The organism is Hymenobacter latericoloratus (assembly GCF_014199535.1).
GTDB classification, from domain to species: Bacteria; Bacteroidota; Bacteroidia; order Cytophagales; family Hymenobacteraceae; genus Hymenobacter; species Hymenobacter latericoloratus.
This window is the reverse complement of the sequence record NZ_JACHNV010000003.1, coordinates 819556-841310: the sequence shown is the minus strand read 5'-3', so window position 1 is coordinate 841310 and position 21755 is coordinate 819556. Positions and strand designations below refer to the sequence as shown.

Sequence of the window (21755 nt, the reverse complement as noted above, 5' to 3'; positions counted from 1 at the left end):
ACGAAGCAATCTGTCCTCGCTATGTGACAAACCTATTAAAGTGAGAAGCCCTTACTGCCAGCACGGACGGTAAGGGCTTCTCGCATTTAAAGAGGAACACGTTGGTTAGGAAAGATTGCTTCGCTCTGCTCGCAATGACATGAAAGGAATTAATAGAAGTCGAAGCTTAGGACTGCGCGCAGGGGTAGGGAGATGCCGGATTTAAGCGTCAGGTACTCCTCGTGGGTAGCCCACACGGTGGTGTACACCCGCTTCACGCTGCCATCGGCAGTCTGGAAGTAGATGTCGAGCTTGCCGTGGTAGGCGTTGCCGAGCGTGGCCGCGCGCTCGGCATCGTGGCGGCGGCGCTGAATCTCGGCTTTGTCCGTCAGCACGTCTTCCGTGGGAAAACGCAGGGTAGGAATAACTTCTTTTTCGACAGTTTCTATAGTCGGGTCGGTGGTCTTCAGTTCAGGAATCATGGTAATTCAGAATTGGGCGTTCAACGATGAACAGGTGAAGGCAAGGAAGGTGCCGAAACGCGCGTGAAGAACGCATGAGCGGCACCCGGCAGGTAGAGGCCTTCTCTTTCAGTTCTGCTTTTCTACGTCAGTTCCGCCAAAAAGGCCATGGTATCCACGCCGTCGGCGTAATCGGCCACTCCTGGCTGCTGGGCGCGGCCGAACGGAAAGCTGCCCGCGAACAACCCACCCGCCGAAACCAGGCACTGGGTCTGGGCGGCCACATCGGCCAGGCGCACTACCAGGTCCACCTCGTTGCTGTAGGTTTCGTAATGCAGCACCGAAATAGGCGACACCAGCTGCGTACTCTGGGTGAGCAGCAGGAAACCAGAGTCGAGGTGGGGCACGCGGTTTACCAGCAAAATGCTCTTATTGTAGTCGTAGTTGTTCTGGTAGCGGTTGTGTTCCAGCACCCGGTGCCAGGGTTGCAGCGAGTCGAGCAGAGGCGTGAAGTCGTAGCCTTCGGGTACGTAGAGCTTGCTCACGTTGCGGCAGCCCAGACCGTAGTAGCGGAAGATATCTTCGCCCAGCAGGCCCAGGTCGTGGTTGGTTTCGCGGCCCGTGAGCACAGCCAGGCTGGTGCGGTTGCGGCGGATGATGTTCGGCTTCTTGCCGAAGTAATATTCGAAGTAGCGGGCTGTATTGTCGGAGCCGGTGGCAATGAAGGCGTCGGCCGCATTCAGGCGCGGCACCAGCTGAATCTGCTCCGCGAAGCGTGGCTCCAGGCGCGTCAGCTCGTCCAGTACCCAGGTCATGAGCACCGTATCGTCGGAGCTGAGCTTGGCCAGCAGAATATGGCCTGATAGCAGCACGCACAAGGCGTCATGAAAGCCCACCAGCGGAATATTGCCGGCCATAACCACCCCAATCTTGCGGGGTTGAGCGGGCTCCTGGGGGTAGCGGCCGGCCCACTGGCGCAGAGGCTCCTCGGCGAGCAAATGGGCAATGCCCCGAATAGCAGAGGTGACGTTGGGCAAATCAAACCAGGGGTTCTGGTTGCGGGCCCGAGCGGCCAGGCTGGCCAGTTCGTCGGCGTGGGAGGGGGGAGAAAGCTCGGAGAGGTGCTGGCCCAGGGCCACGAAAGCAGCCAGGCGGTCGGCGTGCGTCATATAGAAAGGGAAAACGAAACGAAGAAAAGCAAGGAGCCGGCAGCAGCGCCTACCCCTGCAGTAGGTACTAAACCCCGAGAGGCCAGGTTTGGATTCCGGAAGGGAATACAGAATTCGGAAGTCAAAATTCTTGTTGAGTACGGCTAATTCCTAATTTTGCCCGTCGGCATCCTGCCTGCGGTGGGTTGCGTACTAGACAAAGCATCCTCTTTTCCTACTTTTTAAGATACCCGAGGCTATGGCCATCATGATAACCGACGAGTGCATCAACTGTGGTGCCTGCGAACCGGAATGCCCCAACACCGCCATTTACGAGGGCGGCGCTCAGTGGCGCTGGGCCGATGGAACGAGCCTGAAAGAAGTACAGGTTGACGGCGGCGAAACCGTATCCGGCGTTTCGCCCCAGCGGCCTATTTCCGACGAGTACTACTACATCGTGTCCGACAAATGCACCGAGTGCGTAGGCTTCCACGAGGAGCCCCAGTGCGCAGCCGTGTGCCCCGTGGACTGCTGCGTGGACGACCCCGACTACCGCGAAACGCAGGAAAAGCTGCTCAGCAAAAAGCAGTGGCTGCACCAGGAAGCTTAAGTCCTACCTGTTGCCACCAGCCCAAGCTACCCAAGAGCTGCTTCCACCCGGAAGCAGCTCTTGTTGTTTTGTGTCGTGCTGTGCTCAAAAGCGTACCTGGGCCAGCCCGCCCGAATTGCCTACTTTTGCCCGTATTCTGAACTGATTCCCTTCGACGATGTCCATCGCCAAAACCTATACTCCCGCCGACGTTGAAGCCAAGTGGTACCAGCGCTGGCAGGAGCAGGGCTTCTTCAAAGCCAAAGCCAACCCCCGCAAACAGCCGTATTCGGTGGTAATTCCGCCGCCCAACGTCACGGGCGTGCTGCATATGGGCCACATGCTGAACAATACCATTCAGGATGTGCTGGTACGCCGGGCCCGCATGCAAGGCAAGGAAGCGTGCTGGGTGCCCGGCACCGACCACGCCTCTATCGCCACGGAAGCCAAGGTAGTAGCCTTGCTAAAGGAGAAGGGCATTGAGAAGAAGGACCTGACCCGGGAGCAGTTCTTGGAGCACGCCTGGGAGTGGAAGGAGAAGTACGGCGGCATCATTCTGGAGCAGCTCAAGAAGCTGGGCGCTTCCTGCGACTGGGACCGGACGCGCTTCACCATGGAGCCCGAGCTGACCGAGGCCGTCCTGCGCGTATTCGTGGACCTTTACCAGAAGGGCCTGATTTACCGCGGCATCCGGATGGTAAACTGGGACCCGAAAGGCGGCACGGCGCTCAGCGACGAGGAAGTAATTCCGAAGGACACCATGGCCAAGATGTACCACCTGACCTACGAGGTAGTAGGGCAGGAGGGCCAGTTCCTGACCGTGGCCACCTCCCGACCTGAAACCATCATGGCCGACGTAGCCGTAGCGGTAAACCCGAACGATGAGCGGTACACGCATCTGCACGGAGCCAAGGTGCGCATTCCGCTGCTGGACCGGGAAATTCCGGTGATTCTGGACGAGTACGTAAGCATCGACTTTGGAACGGGCGCCCTGAAGGTAACGCCCGCCCACGACCTGAACGACTACGAGCTGGGCCTGAAGCACAACCTGCCCGTTATCGACATCCTGAACAACGACGGCACGCTGAATGAAAAGGCGCAGCTGTACGTGGGGCAGGACCGCTTTGCTGCTCGCCGCAACATTGTCAAGGACCTGGAAGACGCTGGCCACCTTGTAAAGGTGGAGGAATACGCCAGCGTGCTGCAGACCTCGGAGCGCACCGGCGCCGTAATTGAGCCGCGCCTGAGTTTGCAGTGGTTCCTGAAAATGGAGCACCTGGCCAAGCCCGCCCTGGAGGTAGTGGAAAGCGACGAAATCAAGCTGCACCCGCCCAAGTTCAAGAACATGTACCGGGTGTGGATGGAGAACGTGCGCGACTGGTGCATTTCGCGGCAGCTGTGGTGGGGCCAGCGCATTCCGGCCTACTACCTGCCCGATGGCACCTTCGTAGTAGCCCTCAGCGCCGAAGAAGCCCTGAAGCAAGCTCGTGAGCAAAGCGGCAACGATGACCTGCAGCTCACGGACCTCCGCCAGGACGAGGACGTACTGGATACCTGGTTCTCGTCGTGGCTGTGGCCGATTTCGGTGTTCGACGGCTTCAAGGACCCCGACAATGCCGACGTCAACTATTTCTACCCCACCGACGACCTCGTAACGGCCCCCGAAATCCTGTTTTTCTGGGTGGCCCGCATGATTATGGCCGGGCTGGAGTACCGCAAGGAAGTGCCCTTCCGCAACGTGTACCTCACTGGCATCGTGCGCGACGCCCAGGGCCGCAAGATGAGCAAGAGCCTCGGCAACTCGCCCGACCCGCTGGACCTCATTGCCGACTACGGCGCCGACGGCGTGCGCACCGGCATGCTGTTCAGCTCCCCGGCCGGCAACGATTTGCTGTTCGATATCAAGCTGGTAGAGCAGGGCCGCAACTTCACCAATAAGCTCTGGAACGCCTTCCGCCTGATCAAAGGCTGGGAGGTAGATGCTACCCTACCGTTTGCCAATGAGAAGGCGGTAGAGTGGTTCGGCGCCAAGCTGCAAACGACCCTGGCGGAGTTGGACGAGCACTTCGACAAATTCCGGATGTCGGATGCGTTGATGACCATCTACAAGCTGGTGTGGGATGATTTCTGCTCCGTGTATTTGGAGATGATCAAGCCCGCGTACCAAGCCCCCATCGACCCCGAAACCCTGCGCCTCACCACCGGCTACCTCGAAACGCTGCTGAAGCTGCTGCACCCGTTCATGCCCTTCATCACGGAGGAAATCTGGCATGAGCTGGCCGAGCGCGGTGCTAAAGACTACGTGTGCGTGGCCGCCTGGCCTAAGGCTCAGCCCGTGGCGAACAGCGCCGAGCTGCTGGCCCGCATGGACCGCGCCCTCGACATCGTGGCCGGCGTGCGCAACATCCGCAACCAGAAGGGCCTGGGCCCCAACAAGCCCCTGACCCTGGCCGCCAAAACCGACGATGCCCAGCTGCTGCAGGATTACGACGGCATCATCCGCAAGCTGGCTGCCCTCACCGAAATCAGTGTGGTAGAGGCCGCGCCGGCTGCTTCCGTGGGCTTTGTGTCGGGCGGTGCGGAGTTCTTCGTGCCCCTGGAAGGCCAGATTGATTTAGGCGCCGAGAAGGAGCGCCTGACCAAGGAACTGGAATACGCACAGGGCTTCCGCGACTCAGTGCTGAAAAAGCTGGCCAATGAGAAGTTCGTGGCCAATGCCAAAGCCGACCTGGTAGAGCGTGAGCGGCAGAAGCTGGCCGATGCCGAAGCCAAGATTACGGCCCTTGAGCAGAGCCTGGCCGCACTGTAATACAAGGTAAAAATCTGCCAAAAAGGCCGCTGCGGGAACGTGGCGGCCTTTTTGTTTGCGTTGTTCCTACTGTGAAGTGCCCTGCCCACCCTTCTGTCATCCTGAGCGGAGCGAAGGACCTTTTCACGCATGAGCAAGAGGTTGTTATGTCTGTTGTTCTAACATGATAAGGTCCTTCGCTGCGCTCAGGATGACAGAAGGGTGGGGGAGGATGTGACTACATATCTAAATTTCTCTTTCCTTTAGCGCAGTAGTTCACCTCAACTTCCTGCGCTATGAAACCATTCTATACCCTGCTGACGGGCCTGGGCGTGCTGCTGAGCGGTGCGGCCGTGGCTCAGTCGGCTACCCCCTCCGCCATGAACAAACCACCCGTAGCGGCCATTAAGCCCAAAGAGCTGAAGTCGCCGTTTGGTACCCGTACCGATAATTACTACTGGCTGAATCAGCGCGAAAGCCCGGAGGTAATCAGCTACCTCAACGCCGAAAACGCCTACTTCGAGCAGCAGATGGCCCCCGTGAAGGGGCTGGAGGACAAGCTATTTCAGGAAATTAAAGGGCGCATCAAGGAGCAGGACGAGTCGGTGCCCTACCGCGACAATGGGTATTACTACTACACCCGTTTCGAGGCCGGAGCCGAGTACCCGATTTACTGCCGCAAGAAGGGTAGCCTGACCGCGCCCGAGGAAGTGCTGCTCAACGCCAACGAACTGGGCAAGGGCAAATCCTACTACCAGATTGGCGGCTTCGAAGTCAGTGACGACAACCAGGTGCTGGCCTACTCCGAGGACGTGGTGAGCCGCCGCTTGTACACCCTGCGCTTCCGTAACCTGAAAACCGGCCAGCTCTACCCCGAGCAAATCACGAACACCAGCGGCAACGCCGTGTGGGCTGCCGACAACAAAACGGTGTTCTACACCCGCAAGGACCCCGGCACCCTGCTCGATTACCAGCTTTACCGCCACACCCTGGGCACCGACCCCAGCAAGGACCAGCTGGTGTACGAGGAAAAGGATAACACCTACCGCATCCACGTCGGCCGCTCGAAGTCGCGTAAGTACATTTTCCTGCAGGCCGGTAGCACCATGTCGTCGGAAACCCGGTTCCTGGACGCGGCTATCCCCACGGCGGCGCTGAAGGTGTTTCTGCCCCGCGAGGCCGACCACCTCTACGACGTGGAGCACTTCGGCAGCGAGTTTTACGTGCGCTCCAACGCCGGGGCGCCCAACTTCCGCCTGCTGAAAACGCCCGTGAGCAACACTGCCAAAACAGCCTGGCAGGAGGTAATTCCGCACCGCAAGGACGTGTTTCTGGAAAACATGGAGCTGTTCCGGGACTACCTCGTGCTGGGCGAGCGGAAGGAAGGCTTGCTGCAGTTGCGCGTGATTCGGTGGAAGGACAAGCAGGAGCACTACCTCAACTTCGGGGAGCCGGCCTACACCGCTGCCATCAGCATCAACCCCGAGTTTGATACGCCGGTGCTGCGCTACAGCTACTCCTCCCTGACTACCCCCGGCTCCACCTTCGACTACGACATGAACGCCCGCACCAAAAAGCTGCTCAAGGAGCAGGCGGTGCTGGGTGGCTTCAACAAGGAAGATTACGTGACCGAGCGGGTGTATGCTACGGCTGCTGACGGTACAAAGATTCCCCTGTCCATCGTGTATAAAAAGGGCTTCAAGAAAGACGGCAGCGCGCCGGTACTGCAGTACGCCTACGGCTCCTACGGCTACTCTACCAACCCTACCTTCAGCGCGGCCCGCCTGAGCCTCCTGGATCGGGGCTTTGCCTACGTAATCTGCCACATCCGGGGCGGGCAGGAAATGGGCCGGCAGTGGTACGAGGACGGCAAGAAGCTCAAGAAGAAAAACACCTTCACCGACTTCACCGACTGCTCCAAGTTTCTGATTGACCAGAAGTACACCTCCGCCCAGAAGCTCTTTGCCATGGGTGGCTCGGCGGGCGGCCTGCTCATGGGCGCCGTGGTGAACAATCACCCTGAGTACTACAAGGGGGTAGTAGCGGCCGTACCTTTCGTGGACGTGGTAACCACCATGCTCGACGAGAGCATTCCGCTGACCACCGGCGAGTACGACGAGTGGGGCAACCCCAATAAAAAGGAGTTCTACGAGTACATGCTCAGCTACTCGCCCTACGACCAGGTGAAGGCCCAGGCCTACCCCAACATGCTGGTTACCACCGGCCTGCACGACTCGCAGGTGCAGTACTTCGAGCCGGCCAAGTGGGTAGCCAAGCTGCGCACCGTGAAAACCGACCAAAACCTGCTGCTGCTGCACACCGACATGGCCGCTGGCCACGGCGGCGCCTCCGGCCGCTTCAAATCCATCCACGACACGGCCCGGCAGTTTGCCTTCATGCTGATGCTACTGGGCGTGAAGGCGTAGCTGCTGCTACAGCCGTCATCCTGAGCTTGCGAAGGACCTTATCACTCATGAACAAGACGTGTCACGACTCGTGTCAACGGAATGAGGTCCTTCGCAAGCCCAGGCCAAATGAAAAAGCCGCTTCAGGAATGGAGCGGCTTTTCTGTTTCGTCTGGGCAGTATTTCCCTAAATATCCGGGCCTGCGTGCGACCCTTCAGCCAAAGTTGCGTCTGTGGCTGCGGTTGCTCGGCATTCGCGCGGACTTTCTTCGGCTTTCAGGGCAGAAATAAACCGCTTGGTCGGGTTCATTTCTGTAGCGCTGGCCAGCCGGATAGGTTTGCGCTAGCAATGTAGGTAGCATGATGAATACTGCTTGCCGGGCGTCGCTATTTCCCCTCACGCATATGAAAAAGCTCTTCTTTCTTATTTTGATAACGGGCAGCGGCCACACGGTGCTGGCCCAGATGCCCGGTGGTGGCGAGCGGCCCGCCGGCGCGGGTCGGCCCGCCGGCGCGGCGGCCCAGCCCCAGCCGGGGAGTGGCCGCATTACGGGCACGGTTACCGACGCTGCTACCAAGCAGCCGGTGCCCTACGCTACCGTGGCCCTGGTAAACCCGGCCACCGGTAAACCGGTGGATGGCACTGCCGCCGACGACAACGGCAAATTCACGATTCCGCGCATTGCCGCCGGCACCTATACCGTGCAAATCAGCTTTATCGGCTATAAGCTGGTGGAGAAAACCGGGGTAGTCATTACCGCGGCCGGCAACACCGTGGCCCTGGGCAGCGTGGCCCTGGAGTCGTCGGCGCAGGCCCTGGGCGAGGTGCGGGTGGAAGGCCAGCGCAGCCTGGTCGAGGAAAAGGTGGACCGCACGGTGTACAACGCCGAGAAGGACGAAACCACCCGCGGCGGCGACGCTACCGATGTGCTCAAGCGCGTGCCCAACCTCTCGGTGGACCTCGATGGCAACGTGAGTTTGCGCGGCAGCCAGAACATTCGGGTGCTTATCAACAACCGGCCCAGCACCATCTCGGCCAACAGCATTGCCGACGCCCTCAAGCAGATTCCGGCCGACCAGATCAAGACCGTGGAGGTAATTACCTCGCCCTCGGCCAAGTACGACGCCGAAGGCTCGGGCGGTATCATCAACATCGTCACCAAGCAGAATAACCTGCAGGGCTTTACCCTGGATTTGCGCAGCAGTGCCGGTTTGCGCGGCTCCGATCTGGGGTTGAACGCCTCGTACCGGGTAGGGAAGATGGGCTTTTCGCTGAGCGGCGGGGGCCGGGGCCAGTACAACGTGCCCGGCTCTTTCCGCAACGAGCAGACGACGTACGGGATTCAGGGCAACGACATTGCCGGCCGCCAGCTGCTGAGCCGCACCGTGCAGGCGGCCGACACGCGCCAGCAGAACGTGTTCGGGCGCTACTCCCTGGGCTGGGACTACGACATTAATAAGTACAACTTCCTCTCGGCCTCGGTGCAGCTAGGGCTGCGCAACGGCACCAGCTACCAGGATGACCTGGCCACGAACACTACCTTCTATATTTACCCCGTAGTGCCGTTTTACCCCGTTACGCCGGTTACCAGTTCCACAGAAAGTAGCAGCAGCCTGCGCGACGTGAAGGTGCTCGACAACTCCAATACGCTGGATGCTACCCTCAACTACACCCGCACTTTCGAGACGCCCCAGCGCGAGCTGAGCCTGCTGGCCCAGTACAGCCGCAACACCCGCACCAACAATTTCACCAACACCACCCAGGAGGGCCAGGGCGCCGGCGACTACCGCCGCAACCTCAACGACAGCTACAACGAGGAAGTAACCCTGCAGCTCGACTACCAGACGCCCCTGAGCAAAACCCAGCTGGTGGAGTTTGGGGCCAAGGACATCATGCGCCGGGTGAACAGCGACTACACCACCTTCCTGAACGGCCAGCGCCAGACCGGCACCACGCTTTCCAACGTCTTCGACTACAACCAGAACGTGGCGGCGGCGTACGCCTCTTACACCCTGGGCTTCCTCAAGAATTACACCCTGAAGGCCGGGGCCCGCTACGAGTACACCACTATCACGGCCGACTTCCGCACGGATAATGCTCCTTCCATTCCCTCGTACGGCGTGCTGGTGCCCAGCGTGAACGTCTCGCGGAAGCTGGCTAACGGCAACGTGCTCAAAGCGGCCTATAACCGCCGGATTCAGCGCCCTTCCCTGCAGTTCCTGAACCCCAACGAGCAGTCGGGCAACCCGCTGTTGTACACGGTAGGCAACCCCGAGCTGGAACCCGAGAAAACCAACAACTTCGAGCTGGGATACAACACCTTTATCAAGCAAACCTCGCTGAGCTTCAGTGTATTCGCCCGCAATACCGATGGCTCCATCCAGCCGGTGCGGACCCAGGACGGAGCCCGTATTCGTACGTCGTACGCTAACATCGGCACTGAAAACGCCTACGGCGGCAGCCTGAATGCCAACGTCAACATCCAGAACAAGCTCACGCTGGGCGGCGGGGCCGATGTGTACTACGCCACCCTCGATAACAACGTCTCGGATGTGCTGTACGCCGCCAGCAACCAGGGCTGGGTCGTCAGCGGCCGCCTGATGGGGGGCTACACCTTCACCAAGGGCTGGGGCATTCAGGCGTTCAGCTTCTACCGCGGCCGACAGGTGCAGCTCCAGGGCTACCAGGGCGGCTTCGGGGTGTATAGCGTGGGCCTGAAAAAGGATTTTGCCGACAAGAAAGGCAGCATTGGCTTCGGGGCCGATAACTTCTTCACGCCCACCAACAAAATCCGCAGCTCCATCAGCTCGCCCACTCTGGATCAGTACAGCGTGAACGTGCTGCGCCGCTCCGGTTTCCGCGTGAACTTCAGCTACCGCATCGGCAAGATGAGCATGGCCCAGCCCAAGCGACGCCGCTCCATCAGCAACGACGACCTGAAAGACGGGGGCAGCTCCGACGGCGGCAACGGCGCTGGTGCTACCCCCGCCCAGGGCCCCAGCGGCGGCCGGCCCTAACCGGTTCCGCAACAGAACGCAAAAGCCTCCGGCCATTCGGCTGGGGGTTTTTTTGTAGAAGCTCAGCGCAGAGTATCAAAACATCCGGCATTCAAACCTCTTTCTTAAGCATGAGTAATCAAGCCGAAATACCTACCCCCCTCGATGCCGCCCAGGTCACCCAACTGATTCGGGGGCGGCGCAGCATGCAGCCGGTGCTGTTTGAGCCGGGCTGCCCGGTGCCCGACGCGCTGGTGCGCGAGCTGCTGGAAAACGCTACCTGGGCCCCCACCCACAAGCGCACCGAGCCCTGGCACTTTGTGGTGTTTGCCGGCGCGGGCCGCCAGAAGCTCGCCGATTTTCAGGCCGAGCTGTACCGGACCACCGCGGGCGATAAGTTTCAGCCCGCCAAGCTGGAGAAGATGACCAATAATCCCCTGCTCAGCTCCCACGTTATTGCCATTGGCCTGAAGCGCAACCCCGAGGTGCCCGAAGTAGAGGAGGTAGCCGCCGTGGCCTGCGCCGTGCAAAACTGCACCTCTCGGCCGTAGCGCACGGGCTGGTGGGCTTCTGGAGCAGCGGCGGGGTTACCTACCTCCCGGAGGCCAGGCCCTTCTTCGGCCTCGGCCCCGAGGATCAATTGCTCGGCTTCTTCTACCTGGGCTACCCCAAGCCCAGCGCCCAAGCCCGCAGCACCCGCCGCCCTCTGGAGGAAAAAGTGACCTGGGTGCTGGCATAATTCCTACCCCTCCCGTTGCCATGAAGCGGCCCGCTGTATCCCGGCGGGCCGCTTTTGCGTTGGCAGGGTAGTACTCACTCTTTTCCCTATATAGTATGACAACTTTTTTCCTCTCGCCCTGGTCGGCCCGGCTGCTGAGCGTGCTGCGCATTGTTTCGGGGCTGTTGATGCTGTTCCACGGAAGTCAGAAGCTGTTCGGCTGGCCGCCCTCCGACCATGGCGGTGGCGGGGCCACCGGCCTGATGCTGGTGGCCGGGATTCTGGAATTTGGCGGCGGGCTATTGCTGCTGATTGGCCTGTTCACCCGGCCGGTGGCCTTTATTTTGTCGGGCCTGATGGCCGTGGCCTACTTTATGGCCCACGCGCCCCAGCATGCCTTGCCCATTATAAACCAAGGCGAATTGGCCGTGCTCTATTGCTTTGTGTACCTGTACCTGTCGGCGGCCGGCCCCGGCCCCTGGAGCCTGGATGCCGCCCGCAGCCGCAACGCGGGGCCGGTAGCGTAAGCAGGTGCCTACCCCCTCCTACCCAGTAAACCCAACGAGCCGCTGCAAACGAAGCCCAAGGAGCCATTTATTGGCACTCGAGTTTCGTTTGCAGCGGCTCGTTGTGCTACCCCTTCCGGGCTAGTCCACGATTTTCAGGCTGTCGGGCACAGGGCCGCGGGTAGCCTGCACCAGCTGGTTCTGAAGCTGGAAGTTTACCTGCTCGCAGTCGTCGAAGCGTTTCTGGGCCATTGCCAGCGCGGCTTCCGTGGTGCGCAGGCGCTGGTAAAGGAAAATAATCAGGCCCAGGGCAATAACCAGGGCTGCCAGGGGCAGGACTTTATTCATGAGACGGGAGATTCAAAACGAGAGCCGGAAGAAAACGATCCGGCCAATGCACAAAAATAAGGCATCCGGCCCAACCAAAAGGCCCCGCCGTAACCACGGCAGGGCCTTTTTCATACCTTCCTAAGCTCTAGATGGTGGTGTTCGGGTCGAACTGCTCCAGGTAGTCGGCCACGCGGCGCACGAACATGCCGCCCAGCGAGCCATCTACCACGCGGTGGTCGTAGGAGTGGGAGAGGAACATGAAGTGACGCACGCCAATCAAGTCGCCCTGGGGCGTTTCAATGACGGCGGGCTTCTTCTTGATGGCGCCCACGGCCATAATGGCCACCTGGGGCTGCATGATGATAGGCGTGCCCATCACGTTGCCGAAGGAACCCACGTTGGAAACCGTGTACGTGCCGCCTTCCAAGTCTTCGGGCTTCAGTTTGTTGGCGCGGGCCCGGTTGGCGAGGTCGTTCACGCGCTTGCTCAGGCCATTGAGGTTCAGCTGGTCGGCGTTGTGAATTACGGGCACGATGAGGTTGCCCGAGGGCAGGGCCACGGCCACCCCCACGTTGATGTCGCGCTTCTTGATGATGTAGTCGCCTTCCACCGATACGTTGATGTTCGGGAAATCCTGAATGGCGCGGGCAATGGCCTGGATGAAGATAGGCGTGAAGGTCAGGTTCTCGCCTTCGCGCTTCTTATAGGCATCCTTGTGCTTGTTGCGCCAGTTCACAATGTCGGTCACGTCGGCTTCCACGAAGGAGGTAACGTGGGGCGAAATCCGCTTGGAGTCCACCATGCGCTGGGCAATCATCTTGCGCATGCGGTCCATTTCCAGCAGTTCCTGGTTGCCGCTGATGGAGGGCACCGCTTTGGGTGCCGGAGCGGAAGCAGCCTGCTGGGCCGGTGCGGCGGCTGGCGTAGGAGCTTGGACCGTCGGGGCCGGGGTAGGGGCCGGCGCGGCTGACGCGGCCTGGGGCTGGGCAGCGGGGGCCGCCGCTGGCTGCGCCAGGGGCTTCTTGCCCGCGGCTACATAATCCAGAATATCTTTTTTCGTGACGCGGCCTTCGCTGCCAGTACCGGGCAGGTGTTCCAGGTCGGCCATGGAAATGCCTTCTTCGCGGGCAATGCTCAGCACGAGGGGCGAGTAAAAGCGGCCCGGCTGGGGCTGAGCCGCTGTAGCCTCGGCGGCCGAAGTTTGAGCGGCGGCCGGAACAAACGGAACCTCAGCAGCTACCTTTTCTGCGCCATTAGCGGAGGGCGCAGGCATGTCAGCGGCGGCCGCGGCGGGAGCGGCAGTAGCAGCGCTGGCGTCGGTTTCAATGATGGCAATGGGCGCACCCACCGCCACTACCTGGCCTTCCTGCACCAGAATTTCCTGCAGAACGCCGGCGTGGAGGGCCGGAACTTCGGTGTCCACTTTATCGGTGGCTACTTCCAGCACCGATTCATCCTGTTCAATGGAGTCGCCTACTTGTTTAAGCCATTTCAGGACGGTGCCTTCCATGATGGATTCGCCCATCTTGGGCATCGTCATTTCCACTCGTGCCATGCGGTTGGGGTAGTTAGGAAAAAAGGGGTGGGGTGGGTTTGGAGCCTCAAAGGTAAGTGAAGTTGCGAAAGGTGAAGTAGTGAAATGGCGAGTTGGTGGCCTATCTGCCCGGCGCTGCAGCAAAGCACCGGCAAACTCTGCCTTTCGCCTTCTCACTATTTCACCACTTCCTGGCGTAGCAGGTTCAGGGCCATGGTGGTCGTGTACTCCACATTCAGCTGGCGGCCGCGGTCAAAGCTGATCTGCCGCGTGACGGTCCGGTGAGCATCAGCATAGGCGAAACAGATGGTACCGACGGGCTTTTCGGGGGTACCGCCCTCGGGACCGGCAATGCCGCTGGTAGCCAGGGCTACATCTACCCCCAGCCGGCGGCGCAGCCCCTCGGCCATTTCCGCCACGGTGGCTTCGCTCACGGCGCCGTGGGTGGCCAGGGTTTCTGGCTTCACATCCAGCTCGCGCACCTTTATATCGTTAGAGTACGCAATGACGCTGCCCTGGAAGTAGCGCGAGCTGCCAGGCACGCTGGTAAGGCGGTGGGCCAGCAGGCCGCCCGTGCAGCTCTCGGCAGTGCCTACGGTGAGGCCGCGCTGCAACAGCAGCTGTCCCACGGCTTCTTCCAGCTTTATTTCGCCTTCGGCAAAAATATGCTCACCCAACAGCTCTTGCAGGCTGGGCAGCAAGGCTTCCATGCGGGCGCGCAGGTTTGGCTGGCCGTCGTCGTGGCCGGTCAGGCGCAGGCGCACCCCACCGAGGTAGGGTAGGTAGGCTAGCTTGACGTTGGGGGGTAGGGCGGCTTCCCAGGCTTCAATCTGCTGGGCCAGAAACGACTCGCCCAGGCCAATGGTCTGCACCACTACGTGCTCGATGGGGGGTGTCCGGAAGTGTTGCTGCAGACGCGGCAGCACCTCGTGGGTCATCAGGTATTTCATTTCGTGCGGCACGCCCGGCATGCTCACGAACACGGTTTGCTGGCTTTCAAACCACATACCCGGTGCCGTGCCCACCGCATTAAACAGCACCTGACAATTGGCGGGCACCAGGGCCTGTTGGCGGTTTACGTCCAGCATGGGGCGGTTGAAGCGCCGAAAAATGCCTTCCACGTGCTCCAAAGTAGCGTGGTGCAGCACCAGCTCCGCCCCGAAATAGCGGGCCAGCACGTGCTTGGTCAGGTCGTCTTTGGTGGGGCCCAACCCGCCGGTCATGAGCACCACCTGGGCGCGCTGCCGGGCCAGGTCCAGGGCCGCCACTATTTCGTCGGCGCGGTCCGAAACGCTGGTGATCTGGCGAACCCGCAGACCCAGCTTAGCCAGTTCCTGGCCCATAAAGGCCGAATTCGTGTCGATGACCTGCCCGTAGAGCAGCTCATCGCCAATAGTCATGATTTCAACGTCGGGGAGGGAGGGCATAGCGGAGGAGGTTAGGAGGAGTGCCGGATTTGGCGCAATATTGGCAACCCGTCGGCTAACAACGCCACAACAGCCGTTGGGTTTACCTTTTTCGTCTTATGCCTCCCCTCCGCACCCTGGCCCTCGGCCTCACGCTTACGCTGGCCAGCGCCCAACTGGCCGCCGCCCAATCCAAAACCACCCCGAAAAAGACCACTACGGTTAGCAAAAAGCCTACAACCGCCAAAAAGGCTACCCCCAACGCCAGCGCTGCCAAACCGGCTGCTACCCCCACTACCCCGGTGAAAGTCCCGCTCACGGCCGACGAAGCCAGCAGCGGCCTGCGCGAAGCCCTGAGCCAGGGCGTAACCCGCGCCGTGGCGCAGGGTAGCGCCCCCGACGGCTTTACTGCCAACGCGGATATCCGCATCCCGTTCCCGCCCGAAGCGGAAATAGTTGCTCTTACGCTGCGCAAGCTGAAAGCCGGAGCCCTGGTCGATAATTTTGAGGTAGCCCTGAACCGCGCCGCCGAAACTGCCTCGGCCCAGGCGAAGCCCATCTTCCTGAACGCGGTGCAGAACCTGACCCTGCAGGACGCCCTCACGCTGGCTACCAGCCGGGAAAGTGATGCGGCTACCACATTGCTCTACGAGAAAACCGCCGCCGACCTGCGCACTGCCTTCCAGCCTACCGTGCAACAGTCGCTGGACCAGACGGGCGCTACCCGCCTCTACGCCGAAATGGTAGCCCGCTACAACAAAATTCCGCTGGTAACCAAGCTTAGTCCGCAGCTAGCACCCTATGCTACGGAGAAAACCGTGGATGGCCTCTTTGCCCTGATAGCCGCTGAGGAAGGCCGTATCCGCCAAAACCCCGCTGGCCAAGGCAGCGCCCTGCTCAAGCGCGTGTTTGGGAAATAGGTGAGGAGGTAACTGGTGACAGGTGACAAGTGGCAGGTTAGCTATTCACCTCGGTCCGATGGGCTCCGCCTGCACCAGCTACGCCAAAAAAACGACCCCACTTACCCTCCTGAAATGCGTTAAACCCTGGCCTGGCGTTGGCAACGTCAGCCGCTCAGAGCCAATAAGCTTACCTGTCACCAGTTACCTCCTCACCTCGTTTCCCTCCTTACCCAAAATCAAACCTGGTCTGGTTTGTGCCTTGTGCTTGAGCAGCATTTGTACTGCTTTTCTTACTGCTATGAACTACCGCCGTTTCCTTGTGTTGCCCGTGGCCCTGTTGGGGTTGAGCGTGGCTGCTTCGGCCCAGATTAAGTTGCCTAAGCTCGGCGACATTCTCAAAACAACCATTCCGGCCCCCCCAACCACCAAGGCCGGGAGTACGGGCAACATCACCCAGGACGAGGCTGCCCGGGGCCTCAAGGAGGCCCTTACCCAAGGCATCAGCAAAGGTGCCGACCAAGCCTCGAAGCCAGATGGCTTCTACCTGAACAAACTGATTCGGATTCCTTTCCCGCCTGATGCGCAGCGCGTGGCTACTACCCTGCGCTCCATTGGTCTGGGCAGCCAGGTTGACCGGTTTGAGCTGACTCTGAATCGGGGCGCCGAGGAAGCCGCGAAAAGCGCCAAGCCTATTTTTCTCACGGCCATTAAAAGCCTCACGTTTAAGGACGTGTGGGGGATTCTGACGGGGGAGAAGAACGCCGCCACCAACTACCTCAAGCGCACGACCACCGAGCAGCTCACGGTAGCCTTCCGGCCCATCGTGCAGAAGAGCCTCGACCAGGTTGGGGCCACCCGCTACTACACCGACCTGACCACCCGCTACAACCGCATTCCGCTGGTGAAGCCCGTGCAGACGGACCTGAACCAGTATGCCACCGGCAAGGCCATCGACGGCCTGTTTACCCTCATTGCCCAGGAGGAAGCCAACATCCGCGAAAACCCCGTGGCCCGGACCACCGATTTGCTGAAACGCGTGTTCGGCAAAAAGCAGAGCTGATGCAGGGGCGGGCAGATAACTTGCCGCCGCTGGCTTTAACGGGAAAGGCCCACGTTCCATAACGGAGCGCGGGCCTTTCCTGTTAAACCTAGTGGGCCTGAGCAGAAATCAGAGCCTTGGCCTACTAAAAATCATCATCGTCGTAGCCGGAGTTGCGGCGGCCGCTGCCGGTGCGGTGGCTGCCGTAGCCGCTGTCGTCGTCGTCATCATCGTCGCTGAAGTCGTCGTCATCATCGAGGCTGCCGAAGCCGCGGCTGCCGTCGGGGTCTTCGGCGGCTTCAGCGGTAGCAAACTCGTCTTCGGTCATACTGGCCAGGTCCAGGGCCTCATCGTGCGAGGAGCCGGTGTCGCGCCACATCAGGTAGTCGGCGTACTTGGCGGAGAGTTGGTCTTCGGAACTGCCGCGAGTTTTGCTGCCGCCGGTTTTGGCGAAGCTATCCATCTCGTCGTCATCGTCGAAGAGGTCGTCGTCGAGGTCGTCGTATTGTCTCATGGCCTTGCTAGGGGCGGTAAGGGTGAAAAGTGTCGAGTGAAAGGTGCCGCAGCATTTCGAATGCGAAGATACGAGCCGGAAGGTTTGGAAGGTTGCGGTGGCGCTGCACCCTGCGGCCTCAAAAGAGCTTTTAGCCGCTGGCTCAGGCACTTTCCGGGGGTAGCATTTTTGAAAATACCCTGAGCTGCCGGGTTTCAATGGGCGCTACGCCCTCGTACGCGACACTGCCGTTACCTGGCTGCTTTCGCCCCGAAATCAGTTATCAGCAGCTGCTCCTGGCAGAAGTCGTATTCCTCTGGTACGTTGCTGGAAACCAGTACGGTGCGTCCTTTCAGGGTAGCGCGAGCATGTTCCAGATACCACTCCACGCCGGTGCGGTCCAGGTTGGTGGTGGGCTCGTCGAGCAGGAGCAGGGGGGTATCGGCGTACAGGGCCAGGGCCAGCTTCAGGCGCTGCTTCATGCCGGAAGAGAAATCCCGCACCAGCTTGTGGCGCGATTTCTCCAGATACATGATGCTGATAAGCTGCGCCGCCGTCAGGCCCGGCCGCAGAGGCTTGAAGCGGGTATGAAACTGAATCTGCTCCGTTAGGGTCAGTTCCTCAATCAGCTCCAGGTAGGGCGCCGCGTAGGCCAGCAGGGGCGGTACGTCTTCCACGGCCGTAGCGCGGCCGGCGTGCTCGTAGCTGAGCGTGCCGGTAGTGGGCAGGAGCTGCCCCGACAAAGTGTTGAGCAGCGTGCTTTTGCCCGCGCCGTTGGGGCCCAGAATAGCGGTGGCCGTGCCCGGCCGGAAGGTGTGGGTCAGGTCCCGGAAAATCCATTCCCGGGCAAAGCGCTTGCCCAGCCCGGTGGCGGTAATCTGCATATCGTGGCGCTAAGAAAGAAGAGCTTAGAACCCAGACCATGTTCTGCTAACGTACGCGCGTCAGAACATTCTCCGGGCCCTAAGCTCTTGGGTTGCGGTTCCGAAATCTACTCGCCGTTGCCGTTGCCGTTACGGCCGTAGCCCTTAATGACGCCACGGCCCGAGTTACGGATGAAGTTTACTACCTCGTCGCGCTCGGGCGAAGGAGCCAGTTCCAGCTCAATCTGGTCGAGGGCGGCGTTGTTGTTCAGGCCGCTCATGAACAGCAGGCGGTAGAGCTGCTGAATCTCGGAAATCTTCTGGTCGGAGAAGCCGCGGCGGCGCAGCCCAATGCTGTTGATGCCCGCGTAGCTAAGCGGCTCGCGGCCGGCCTTCACGAAGGGCGGCACATCCTTCCGGATCAGGGAGCCCCCGGAAATCATGGCGTGGGCCCCGATGCGCACAAATTGGTGAATGGCCGAAGACCCGCCCACAATGGCGTAGTCACCCACCTCTACGTGACCCGCCACCTGCACCGTGTTGGCCAGAATGCAGTTGTCGCCAATCACGCAGTCGTGGGCAATGTGCACGTAGGCCATCAGCAGGCAGTTGCTGCCCACTACGGTTTTGAGCTTGTCCACGGTGCCGCGGTTCACTGTCACGCACTCGCGCACTACCGTATTATCCCCGATGTGCACGGTGGTTTTCTCGCCGGCAAACTTGAGGTCCTGGGGTTGGGCGGCAATAACGGCGCCGGGAAAAATCTTGCAGTTTTTGCCGATACGGGCCCCCGCCATGATGGTCACGTTGGGCCCAATCCAGGTGCCTTCCCCGATTTCCACGTCCTTGTCGATGGTCGTGAACGGCTCCACTACCACGTTCTGGGCGATTTTGGCTTCGGGGTGAATATAGGCGAGCGGCTGGTTCATTCGTTGGGTAATTAGTAATTAAGAATTAATAATTAAGAAATGCCTCAATGACCCGGGAAGCGGATGTCGTATGAGAATTATACATTCTTAATTATTAATTACTAATTGAAAATCAGGCGTTCTTCCGGACGATGCTGGCCGACATTTCGGCTTCCATCACCACTTTCCCGTTCACGTAGGCTTTCCCGCTCATTTTGGCAATACCGCGCTTGATGGGGGCCGTCAGGTCGCACTTGAAGATGATGGTGTCGCCGGGTTTCACCATGCGGCGGAAGCGGCAATTCTCGATACCCAGAAAATAGGTCCAGTAGTTTTCGGGGTCCGGCACGGTGTTCAGTACCAGAATGCCCCCGGTCTGGGCCATGGCCTCAATCTGCAGTACGCCGGGCATCACGGGGTTACCGGGGAAGTGACCAGGAAAGAAGGGTTCGTTCATCGTAACGTTCTTCACCCCGGTTACCGTGTTGGCATCCAGGTGAATAATTTTATCGATGAGCAGGAAGGGGTAGCGGTGGGGCAGGATGGCGCTGATTTTGTTGATGTCCATCACCGGCTCGCGCGTAGGGTCGTAGGTGGGCACGGCGCTGGTGTGGGCCTCCATCATCTTTTTCTTGATGCGCTTGGCAAAGGCCACGTTGGCCGCGTGCCCCGGGCGGGCGGCCAGAATCTGGCCTTTCAGCGGGCGGCCCACCAGGGCCAGGTCGCCTACCAAATCGAGGAGCTTGTGGCGGGCCGGCTCGTTTTTGTAGCGCAGGTCCACGTTGTTGAGAATGCCTTCCTTTTTCACGGCCACTTTGGGCTTGCCCAGCATGGTCGCTAGCTCGTCCAGCTCCTCGTCGCTTACCACCCGGTCAACCACCACAATGGCGTTGCTCAAATCGCCGCCCTTGATGAGGTTGGATTTGTAGAGTGCCTCCAGCTCGTGCAGAAAGCAGAACGTGCGCGACGAGGCAATTTCGGAGGTGAACTGGTCGATGTGGGTCAGGGAAGCGTGTTGCGAGCCCAGCACCGGCGAGTTGTAATCGACCATTACCGTGAGGCGGTAGTTGTTCAGGGGCAGGGCCGCCAGCTCCACAGCCCGGCCGTTGTCCACGTAGCGGATTTCGTCGGGAATCTCGAAGTAATTGCGCAGGGCGTTCTGCTCTTCCAGGCCCACTTCCTGCAGGGGCTTGATGAACTCGAAGCTGGAACCGTCCATGATGGGCGGCTCGGGCCCGTCCAGCTGAATCAGCACATTATCAATCTGCAGGCCTACCAGGGCGGCCAGCGTGTGCTCCACGGTGTTCACGCGGGCGCCGTTCTGCTCGATGGTCGTGCCGCGCGAGAGGTCCACCACGTTGTCCACGTCGGCATCCACGAGGGGCTGGCCGGGCAAATCGATGCGCTGAAACTTATAGCCGTGGTTGATGGGGGCGGGGCAGAACGTCATGGTGGCCTGCACGCCGGTATGAAGGCCAATGCCACTCACGGTGACGGGGGCCTTGATGGTATGTTGCTTGTCGTTCATTTTCTGAGTTGTCAGTTGTCAGTTGCCAGTTGTCAGGAAGCAGGCCATCAGAAAACAGAACGGACCCGGCAACTGGCAATTGGCAACTGACAACTCAATAGACTGCAAAGCTAGGGCTTTTCCGGTTCGGTGCGGCTGCGTTCCAGAAGGGTGAGGCGGCGCTCCAGGTCGGGCAGATGGCGGAACACGGCATTGGCGCGCAGACTGTCGCGCAGGTTGAAAGCGGGGGAGCCCTGCAGCAGCACGCCTTCCTGCTTAATGGATTTTCCTACCCCCGACTGGGCCGTAACCGTGGTGCGGTTGGCAAGGGTGAGGTGCCCGGCCAGCCCCGTTTGGCCGGCCAACACACAGAAGTCGCCGATTTTGGTGGAGCCCGACACGCCCGACTGGGAAGCAATAACCGTGTGGCGGCCTACCTCCACGTTGTGGGCAATCTGCACCAGGTTGTCGATTTTGGCGCCCTCCCGGATGATGGTCGAGCCCATGGTGGCGCAGTCGATGGTGGCGTTGGCCCCAATGCTCACGTTGTCTTCCAGCACCACGTTGCCAATCTGCGGAATAGTGCGGTAGGAGCCGTCGGGCTGGGGCGCGAAGCCGAAGCCATCGGAGCCGAGTACAGCGCCCGCATGAATGGTGCAGCGTGCCCCGATAACGGTTTCGGCGTACACCTTGGCCCCAGCGTAAAGGATAGTGCCATCCCCGATTTTGCACCGGTCGCCGATGAAAACGTGCGGAAAAATCACCACGTCGCGCCCGATTTCGCAGTTCTCCCCAATATAGGAGAAGGCGCCACGGTAATGGTTTTCGCCGATGCGGGAGCTGGCGGCCAGGTAGGCGGGCTCTTCTACGCCGCGCTTGCCGGTGCGGGTAGCTTGCTGGTAGAACTCAAGCAGGGTGGTAAAGCTGGTGTAGGGGTCCTCCACCCGGATGAGGGCGGCCGTAACAGGCTGCCGCAGCTCCAGGGCCCGACTCACGATAACCGCCGATGCCCCCGTACTATAGAGGTAAGGCTCGTACTTCGGGTTCGAGAGAAAGGAGAGGGCGCCGGCCTGGGCTTCTTCAATTTTGGCCAAGCGGTTAATTGGCTGCGTGGCGTCTCCTTCCACGGTTCCGCGCAGTACTTCTGCTATCTGACCTACGGTAAATTCCATCGGGCAAAAG

The 21755-nt window shown here is 60.3% G+C and carries 20 protein-coding genes; 10 read left to right on the top strand and 10 right to left on the bottom strand.

All coding sequences use genetic code 11. From position 1 onward, the window contains the following. Nucleotides 1–149 precede the first annotated feature (149 nt). Nucleotides 150–461: a hypothetical protein gene (locus tag GGU46_RS14115; RefSeq protein ID WP_183404180.1), complete on the bottom strand. Its 312-nt coding sequence runs from the start codon at nt 459–461 to the stop codon at nt 150–152. Between the two features lie 122 nt (nt 462–583). Beyond that, nucleotides 584–1609 carry an acyl-CoA reductase gene (locus tag GGU46_RS14110; RefSeq protein WP_183404179.1) on the bottom strand — a complete coding sequence of 342 codons (1026 nt, stop codon included), beginning with the start codon at nt 1607–1609 and terminating at the stop codon, nt 584–586. A 238-nt stretch (nt 1610–1847) separates the two neighbouring features. Between GGU46_RS14110 and GGU46_RS14105 the strand changes: the two genes are divergently transcribed. The 8 genes from GGU46_RS14105 to GGU46_RS14075 all read left to right on the top strand — a co-directional run bounded on the left by GGU46_RS14105 (nt 1848) and on the right by GGU46_RS14075 (nt 11612). After that, entirely contained in the window at nt 1848–2198 is a 351-nt protein-coding gene (locus GGU46_RS14105) for a 4Fe-4S dicluster domain-containing protein (RefSeq protein ID WP_183404178.1), read from the top strand. Between the two features lie 157 nt (nt 2199–2355). Next, on the top strand, nt 2356–4986 hold the full coding sequence (locus GGU46_RS14100; protein WP_183404177.1) for a valine--tRNA ligase: 2631 nt from the start codon (nt 2356–2358) through the stop codon (nt 4984–4986). Between the two features lie 275 nt (nt 4987–5261). Beyond that, the gene (locus GGU46_RS14095) at nt 5262–7391 is read left to right on the top strand and encodes a S9 family peptidase (protein ID WP_183404176.1); all 2130 of its coding nucleotides are present in this window, start codon (nt 5262–5264) and stop codon (nt 7389–7391) included. A gap of 108 nt (nt 7392–7499) precedes the next feature. Beyond that, the gene (locus GGU46_RS14090) at nt 7500–7661 is read left to right on the top strand and encodes a hypothetical protein (protein ID WP_180754512.1); all 162 of its coding nucleotides are present in this window, start codon (nt 7500–7502) and stop codon (nt 7659–7661) included. 114 nt (nt 7662–7775) lie between these two features. Further along, nucleotides 7776–10388, top strand: coding sequence for a TonB-dependent receptor domain-containing protein (locus GGU46_RS14085; protein ID WP_183404175.1), 2613 nt, complete (start codon nt 7776–7778; stop codon nt 10386–10388). Nucleotides 10389–10498: 110 nt separating this feature from the next. Next, entirely contained in the window at nt 10499–10918 is a 420-nt protein-coding gene (locus GGU46_RS14080; RefSeq protein WP_246398972.1) for a nitroreductase family protein, read from the top strand. An 11-nt stretch (nt 10919–10929) separates the two neighbouring features. After that, nucleotides 10930–11106 (top strand): nitroreductase family protein, encoded by a 177-nt coding sequence (locus GGU46_RS22165; protein WP_246398973.1) that lies wholly within the window; start codon nt 10930–10932, stop codon nt 11104–11106. Between the two features lie 95 nt (nt 11107–11201). Continuing rightward, nucleotides 11202–11612: a DoxX family protein gene (locus GGU46_RS14075; protein WP_183404174.1), complete on the top strand. Its 411-nt coding sequence runs from the start codon at nt 11202–11204 to the stop codon at nt 11610–11612. 120 nt (nt 11613–11732) lie between these two features. Here the strand turns inward: GGU46_RS14075 and GGU46_RS14070 are convergent, their stop codons facing one another. From GGU46_RS14070 to GGU46_RS14060, 3 genes are all read right to left on the bottom strand, one after another. Beyond that, complete coding sequence (locus tag GGU46_RS14070) at nt 11733–11939, bottom strand: hypothetical protein (RefSeq protein WP_139922371.1); 207 nt, start codon at nt 11937–11939, stop codon at nt 11733–11735. Between the two features lie 127 nt (nt 11940–12066). Next, the gene (locus GGU46_RS14065; protein ID WP_183404173.1) at nt 12067–13476 is read right to left on the bottom strand and encodes a dihydrolipoamide acetyltransferase family protein; all 1410 of its coding nucleotides are present in this window, start codon (nt 13474–13476) and stop codon (nt 12067–12069) included. 155 nt (nt 13477–13631) lie between these two features. After that, nucleotides 13632–14882 carry a competence/damage-inducible protein A gene (locus tag GGU46_RS14060; RefSeq protein ID WP_183404172.1) on the bottom strand — a complete coding sequence of 417 codons (1251 nt, stop codon included), beginning with the start codon at nt 14880–14882 and terminating at the stop codon, nt 13632–13634. 98 nt (nt 14883–14980) lie between these two features. On the opposite strand from GGU46_RS14060, the gene GGU46_RS14055 reads away from it, so the two are divergent. Next, complete coding sequence (locus tag GGU46_RS14055) at nt 14981–15781, top strand: DUF4197 domain-containing protein (protein ID WP_183404171.1); 801 nt, start codon at nt 14981–14983, stop codon at nt 15779–15781. Between the two features lie 280 nt (nt 15782–16061). After that, nucleotides 16062–16823 carry a DUF4197 domain-containing protein gene (locus tag GGU46_RS14050; protein ID WP_183404170.1) on the top strand — a complete coding sequence of 254 codons (762 nt, stop codon included), beginning with the start codon at nt 16062–16064 and terminating at the stop codon, nt 16821–16823. Between the two features lie 124 nt (nt 16824–16947). Here the strand turns inward: GGU46_RS14050 and GGU46_RS14045 are convergent, their stop codons facing one another. The 5 genes from GGU46_RS14045 to lpxD all read right to left on the bottom strand — a co-directional run bounded on the left by GGU46_RS14045 (nt 16948) and on the right by lpxD (nt 21745). Continuing rightward, a complete protein-coding gene (locus tag GGU46_RS14045; protein WP_139922363.1) occupies nt 16948–17316 on the bottom strand; it encodes a hypothetical protein in 369 nt (122 codons plus the stop codon). Nucleotides 17317–17546: 230 nt separating this feature from the next. Then, a complete protein-coding gene (locus GGU46_RS14040) occupies nt 17547–18179 on the bottom strand; it encodes an ABC transporter ATP-binding protein (protein WP_139922361.1) in 633 nt (210 codons plus the stop codon). 107 nt (nt 18180–18286) lie between these two features. After that, nucleotides 18287–19087, bottom strand: a complete 801-nt coding sequence (gene lpxA / locus GGU46_RS14035) for an acyl-ACP--UDP-N-acetylglucosamine O-acyltransferase (protein WP_139922359.1) — start codon at nt 19085–19087, stop codon at nt 18287–18289. Between the two features lie 112 nt (nt 19088–19199). Beyond that, nucleotides 19200–20594 carry a bifunctional UDP-3-O-[3-hydroxymyristoyl] N-acetylglucosamine deacetylase/3-hydroxyacyl-ACP dehydratase gene (locus GGU46_RS14030; RefSeq protein ID WP_139922357.1) on the bottom strand — a complete coding sequence of 465 codons (1395 nt, stop codon included), beginning with the start codon at nt 20592–20594 and terminating at the stop codon, nt 19200–19202. Between the two features lie 110 nt (nt 20595–20704). Beyond that, complete coding sequence (lpxD, locus tag GGU46_RS14025) at nt 20705–21745, bottom strand: UDP-3-O-(3-hydroxymyristoyl)glucosamine N-acyltransferase (protein WP_139922356.1); 1041 nt, start codon at nt 21743–21745, stop codon at nt 20705–20707. Nucleotides 21746–21755: the final 10 nt, after the last annotated feature.

What these genes read in the sequence shown, in the direction of transcription:
- GGU46_RS14115 (WP_183404180.1), bottom strand. Translation starts at nt 461, where the DNA reads ATGATTCCTGAACTGAAGACCACCGACCCGACTATAGAAACTGTCGAA.
- GGU46_RS14110 (WP_183404179.1), bottom strand. Translation starts at nt 1,609, where the DNA reads ATGACGCACGCCGACCGCCTGGCTGCTTTCGTGGCCCTGGGCCAGCAC.
- GGU46_RS14105 (WP_183404178.1), top strand. Translation starts at nt 1,848, where the DNA reads ATGGCCATCATGATAACCGACGAGTGCATCAACTGTGGTGCCTGCGAA.
- GGU46_RS14100 (WP_183404177.1), top strand. Translation starts at nt 2,356, where the DNA reads ATGTCCATCGCCAAAACCTATACTCCCGCCGACGTTGAAGCCAAGTGG.
- GGU46_RS14095 (WP_183404176.1), top strand. Translation starts at nt 5,262, where the DNA reads ATGAAACCATTCTATACCCTGCTGACGGGCCTGGGCGTGCTGCTGAGC.
- GGU46_RS14090 (WP_180754512.1), top strand. Translation starts at nt 7,500, where the DNA reads ATGAAAAAGCCGCTTCAGGAATGGAGCGGCTTTTCTGTTTCGTCTGGG.
- GGU46_RS14085 (WP_183404175.1), top strand. Translation starts at nt 7,776, where the DNA reads ATGAAAAAGCTCTTCTTTCTTATTTTGATAACGGGCAGCGGCCACACG.
- GGU46_RS14080 (WP_246398972.1), top strand. Translation starts at nt 10,499, where the DNA reads ATGAGTAATCAAGCCGAAATACCTACCCCCCTCGATGCCGCCCAGGTC.
- GGU46_RS14075 (WP_183404174.1), top strand. Translation starts at nt 11,202, where the DNA reads ATGACAACTTTTTTCCTCTCGCCCTGGTCGGCCCGGCTGCTGAGCGTG.
- GGU46_RS14070 (WP_139922371.1), bottom strand. Translation starts at nt 11,939, where the DNA reads ATGAATAAAGTCCTGCCCCTGGCAGCCCTGGTTATTGCCCTGGGCCTG.
- GGU46_RS14065 (WP_183404173.1), bottom strand. Translation starts at nt 13,476, where the DNA reads ATGGCACGAGTGGAAATGACGATGCCCAAGATGGGCGAATCCATCATG.
- GGU46_RS14060 (WP_183404172.1), bottom strand. Translation starts at nt 14,882, where the DNA reads ATGCCCTCCCTCCCCGACGTTGAAATCATGACTATTGGCGATGAGCTG.
- GGU46_RS14055 (WP_183404171.1), top strand. Translation starts at nt 14,981, where the DNA reads ATGCCTCCCCTCCGCACCCTGGCCCTCGGCCTCACGCTTACGCTGGCC.
- GGU46_RS14050 (WP_183404170.1), top strand. Translation starts at nt 16,062, where the DNA reads ATGAACTACCGCCGTTTCCTTGTGTTGCCCGTGGCCCTGTTGGGGTTG.
- GGU46_RS14045 (WP_139922363.1), bottom strand. Translation starts at nt 17,316, where the DNA reads ATGAGACAATACGACGACCTCGACGACGACCTCTTCGACGATGACGAC.
- GGU46_RS14040 (WP_139922361.1), bottom strand. Translation starts at nt 18,179, where the DNA reads ATGCAGATTACCGCCACCGGGCTGGGCAAGCGCTTTGCCCGGGAATGG.
- lpxA (WP_139922359.1), bottom strand. Translation starts at nt 19,087, where the DNA reads ATGAACCAGCCGCTCGCCTATATTCACCCCGAAGCCAAAATCGCCCAG.
- GGU46_RS14030 (WP_139922357.1), bottom strand. Translation starts at nt 20,594, where the DNA reads ATGAACGACAAGCAACATACCATCAAGGCCCCCGTCACCGTGAGTGGC.
- lpxD (WP_139922356.1), bottom strand. Translation starts at nt 21,745, where the DNA reads ATGGAATTTACCGTAGGTCAGATAGCAGAAGTACTGCGCGGAACCGTG.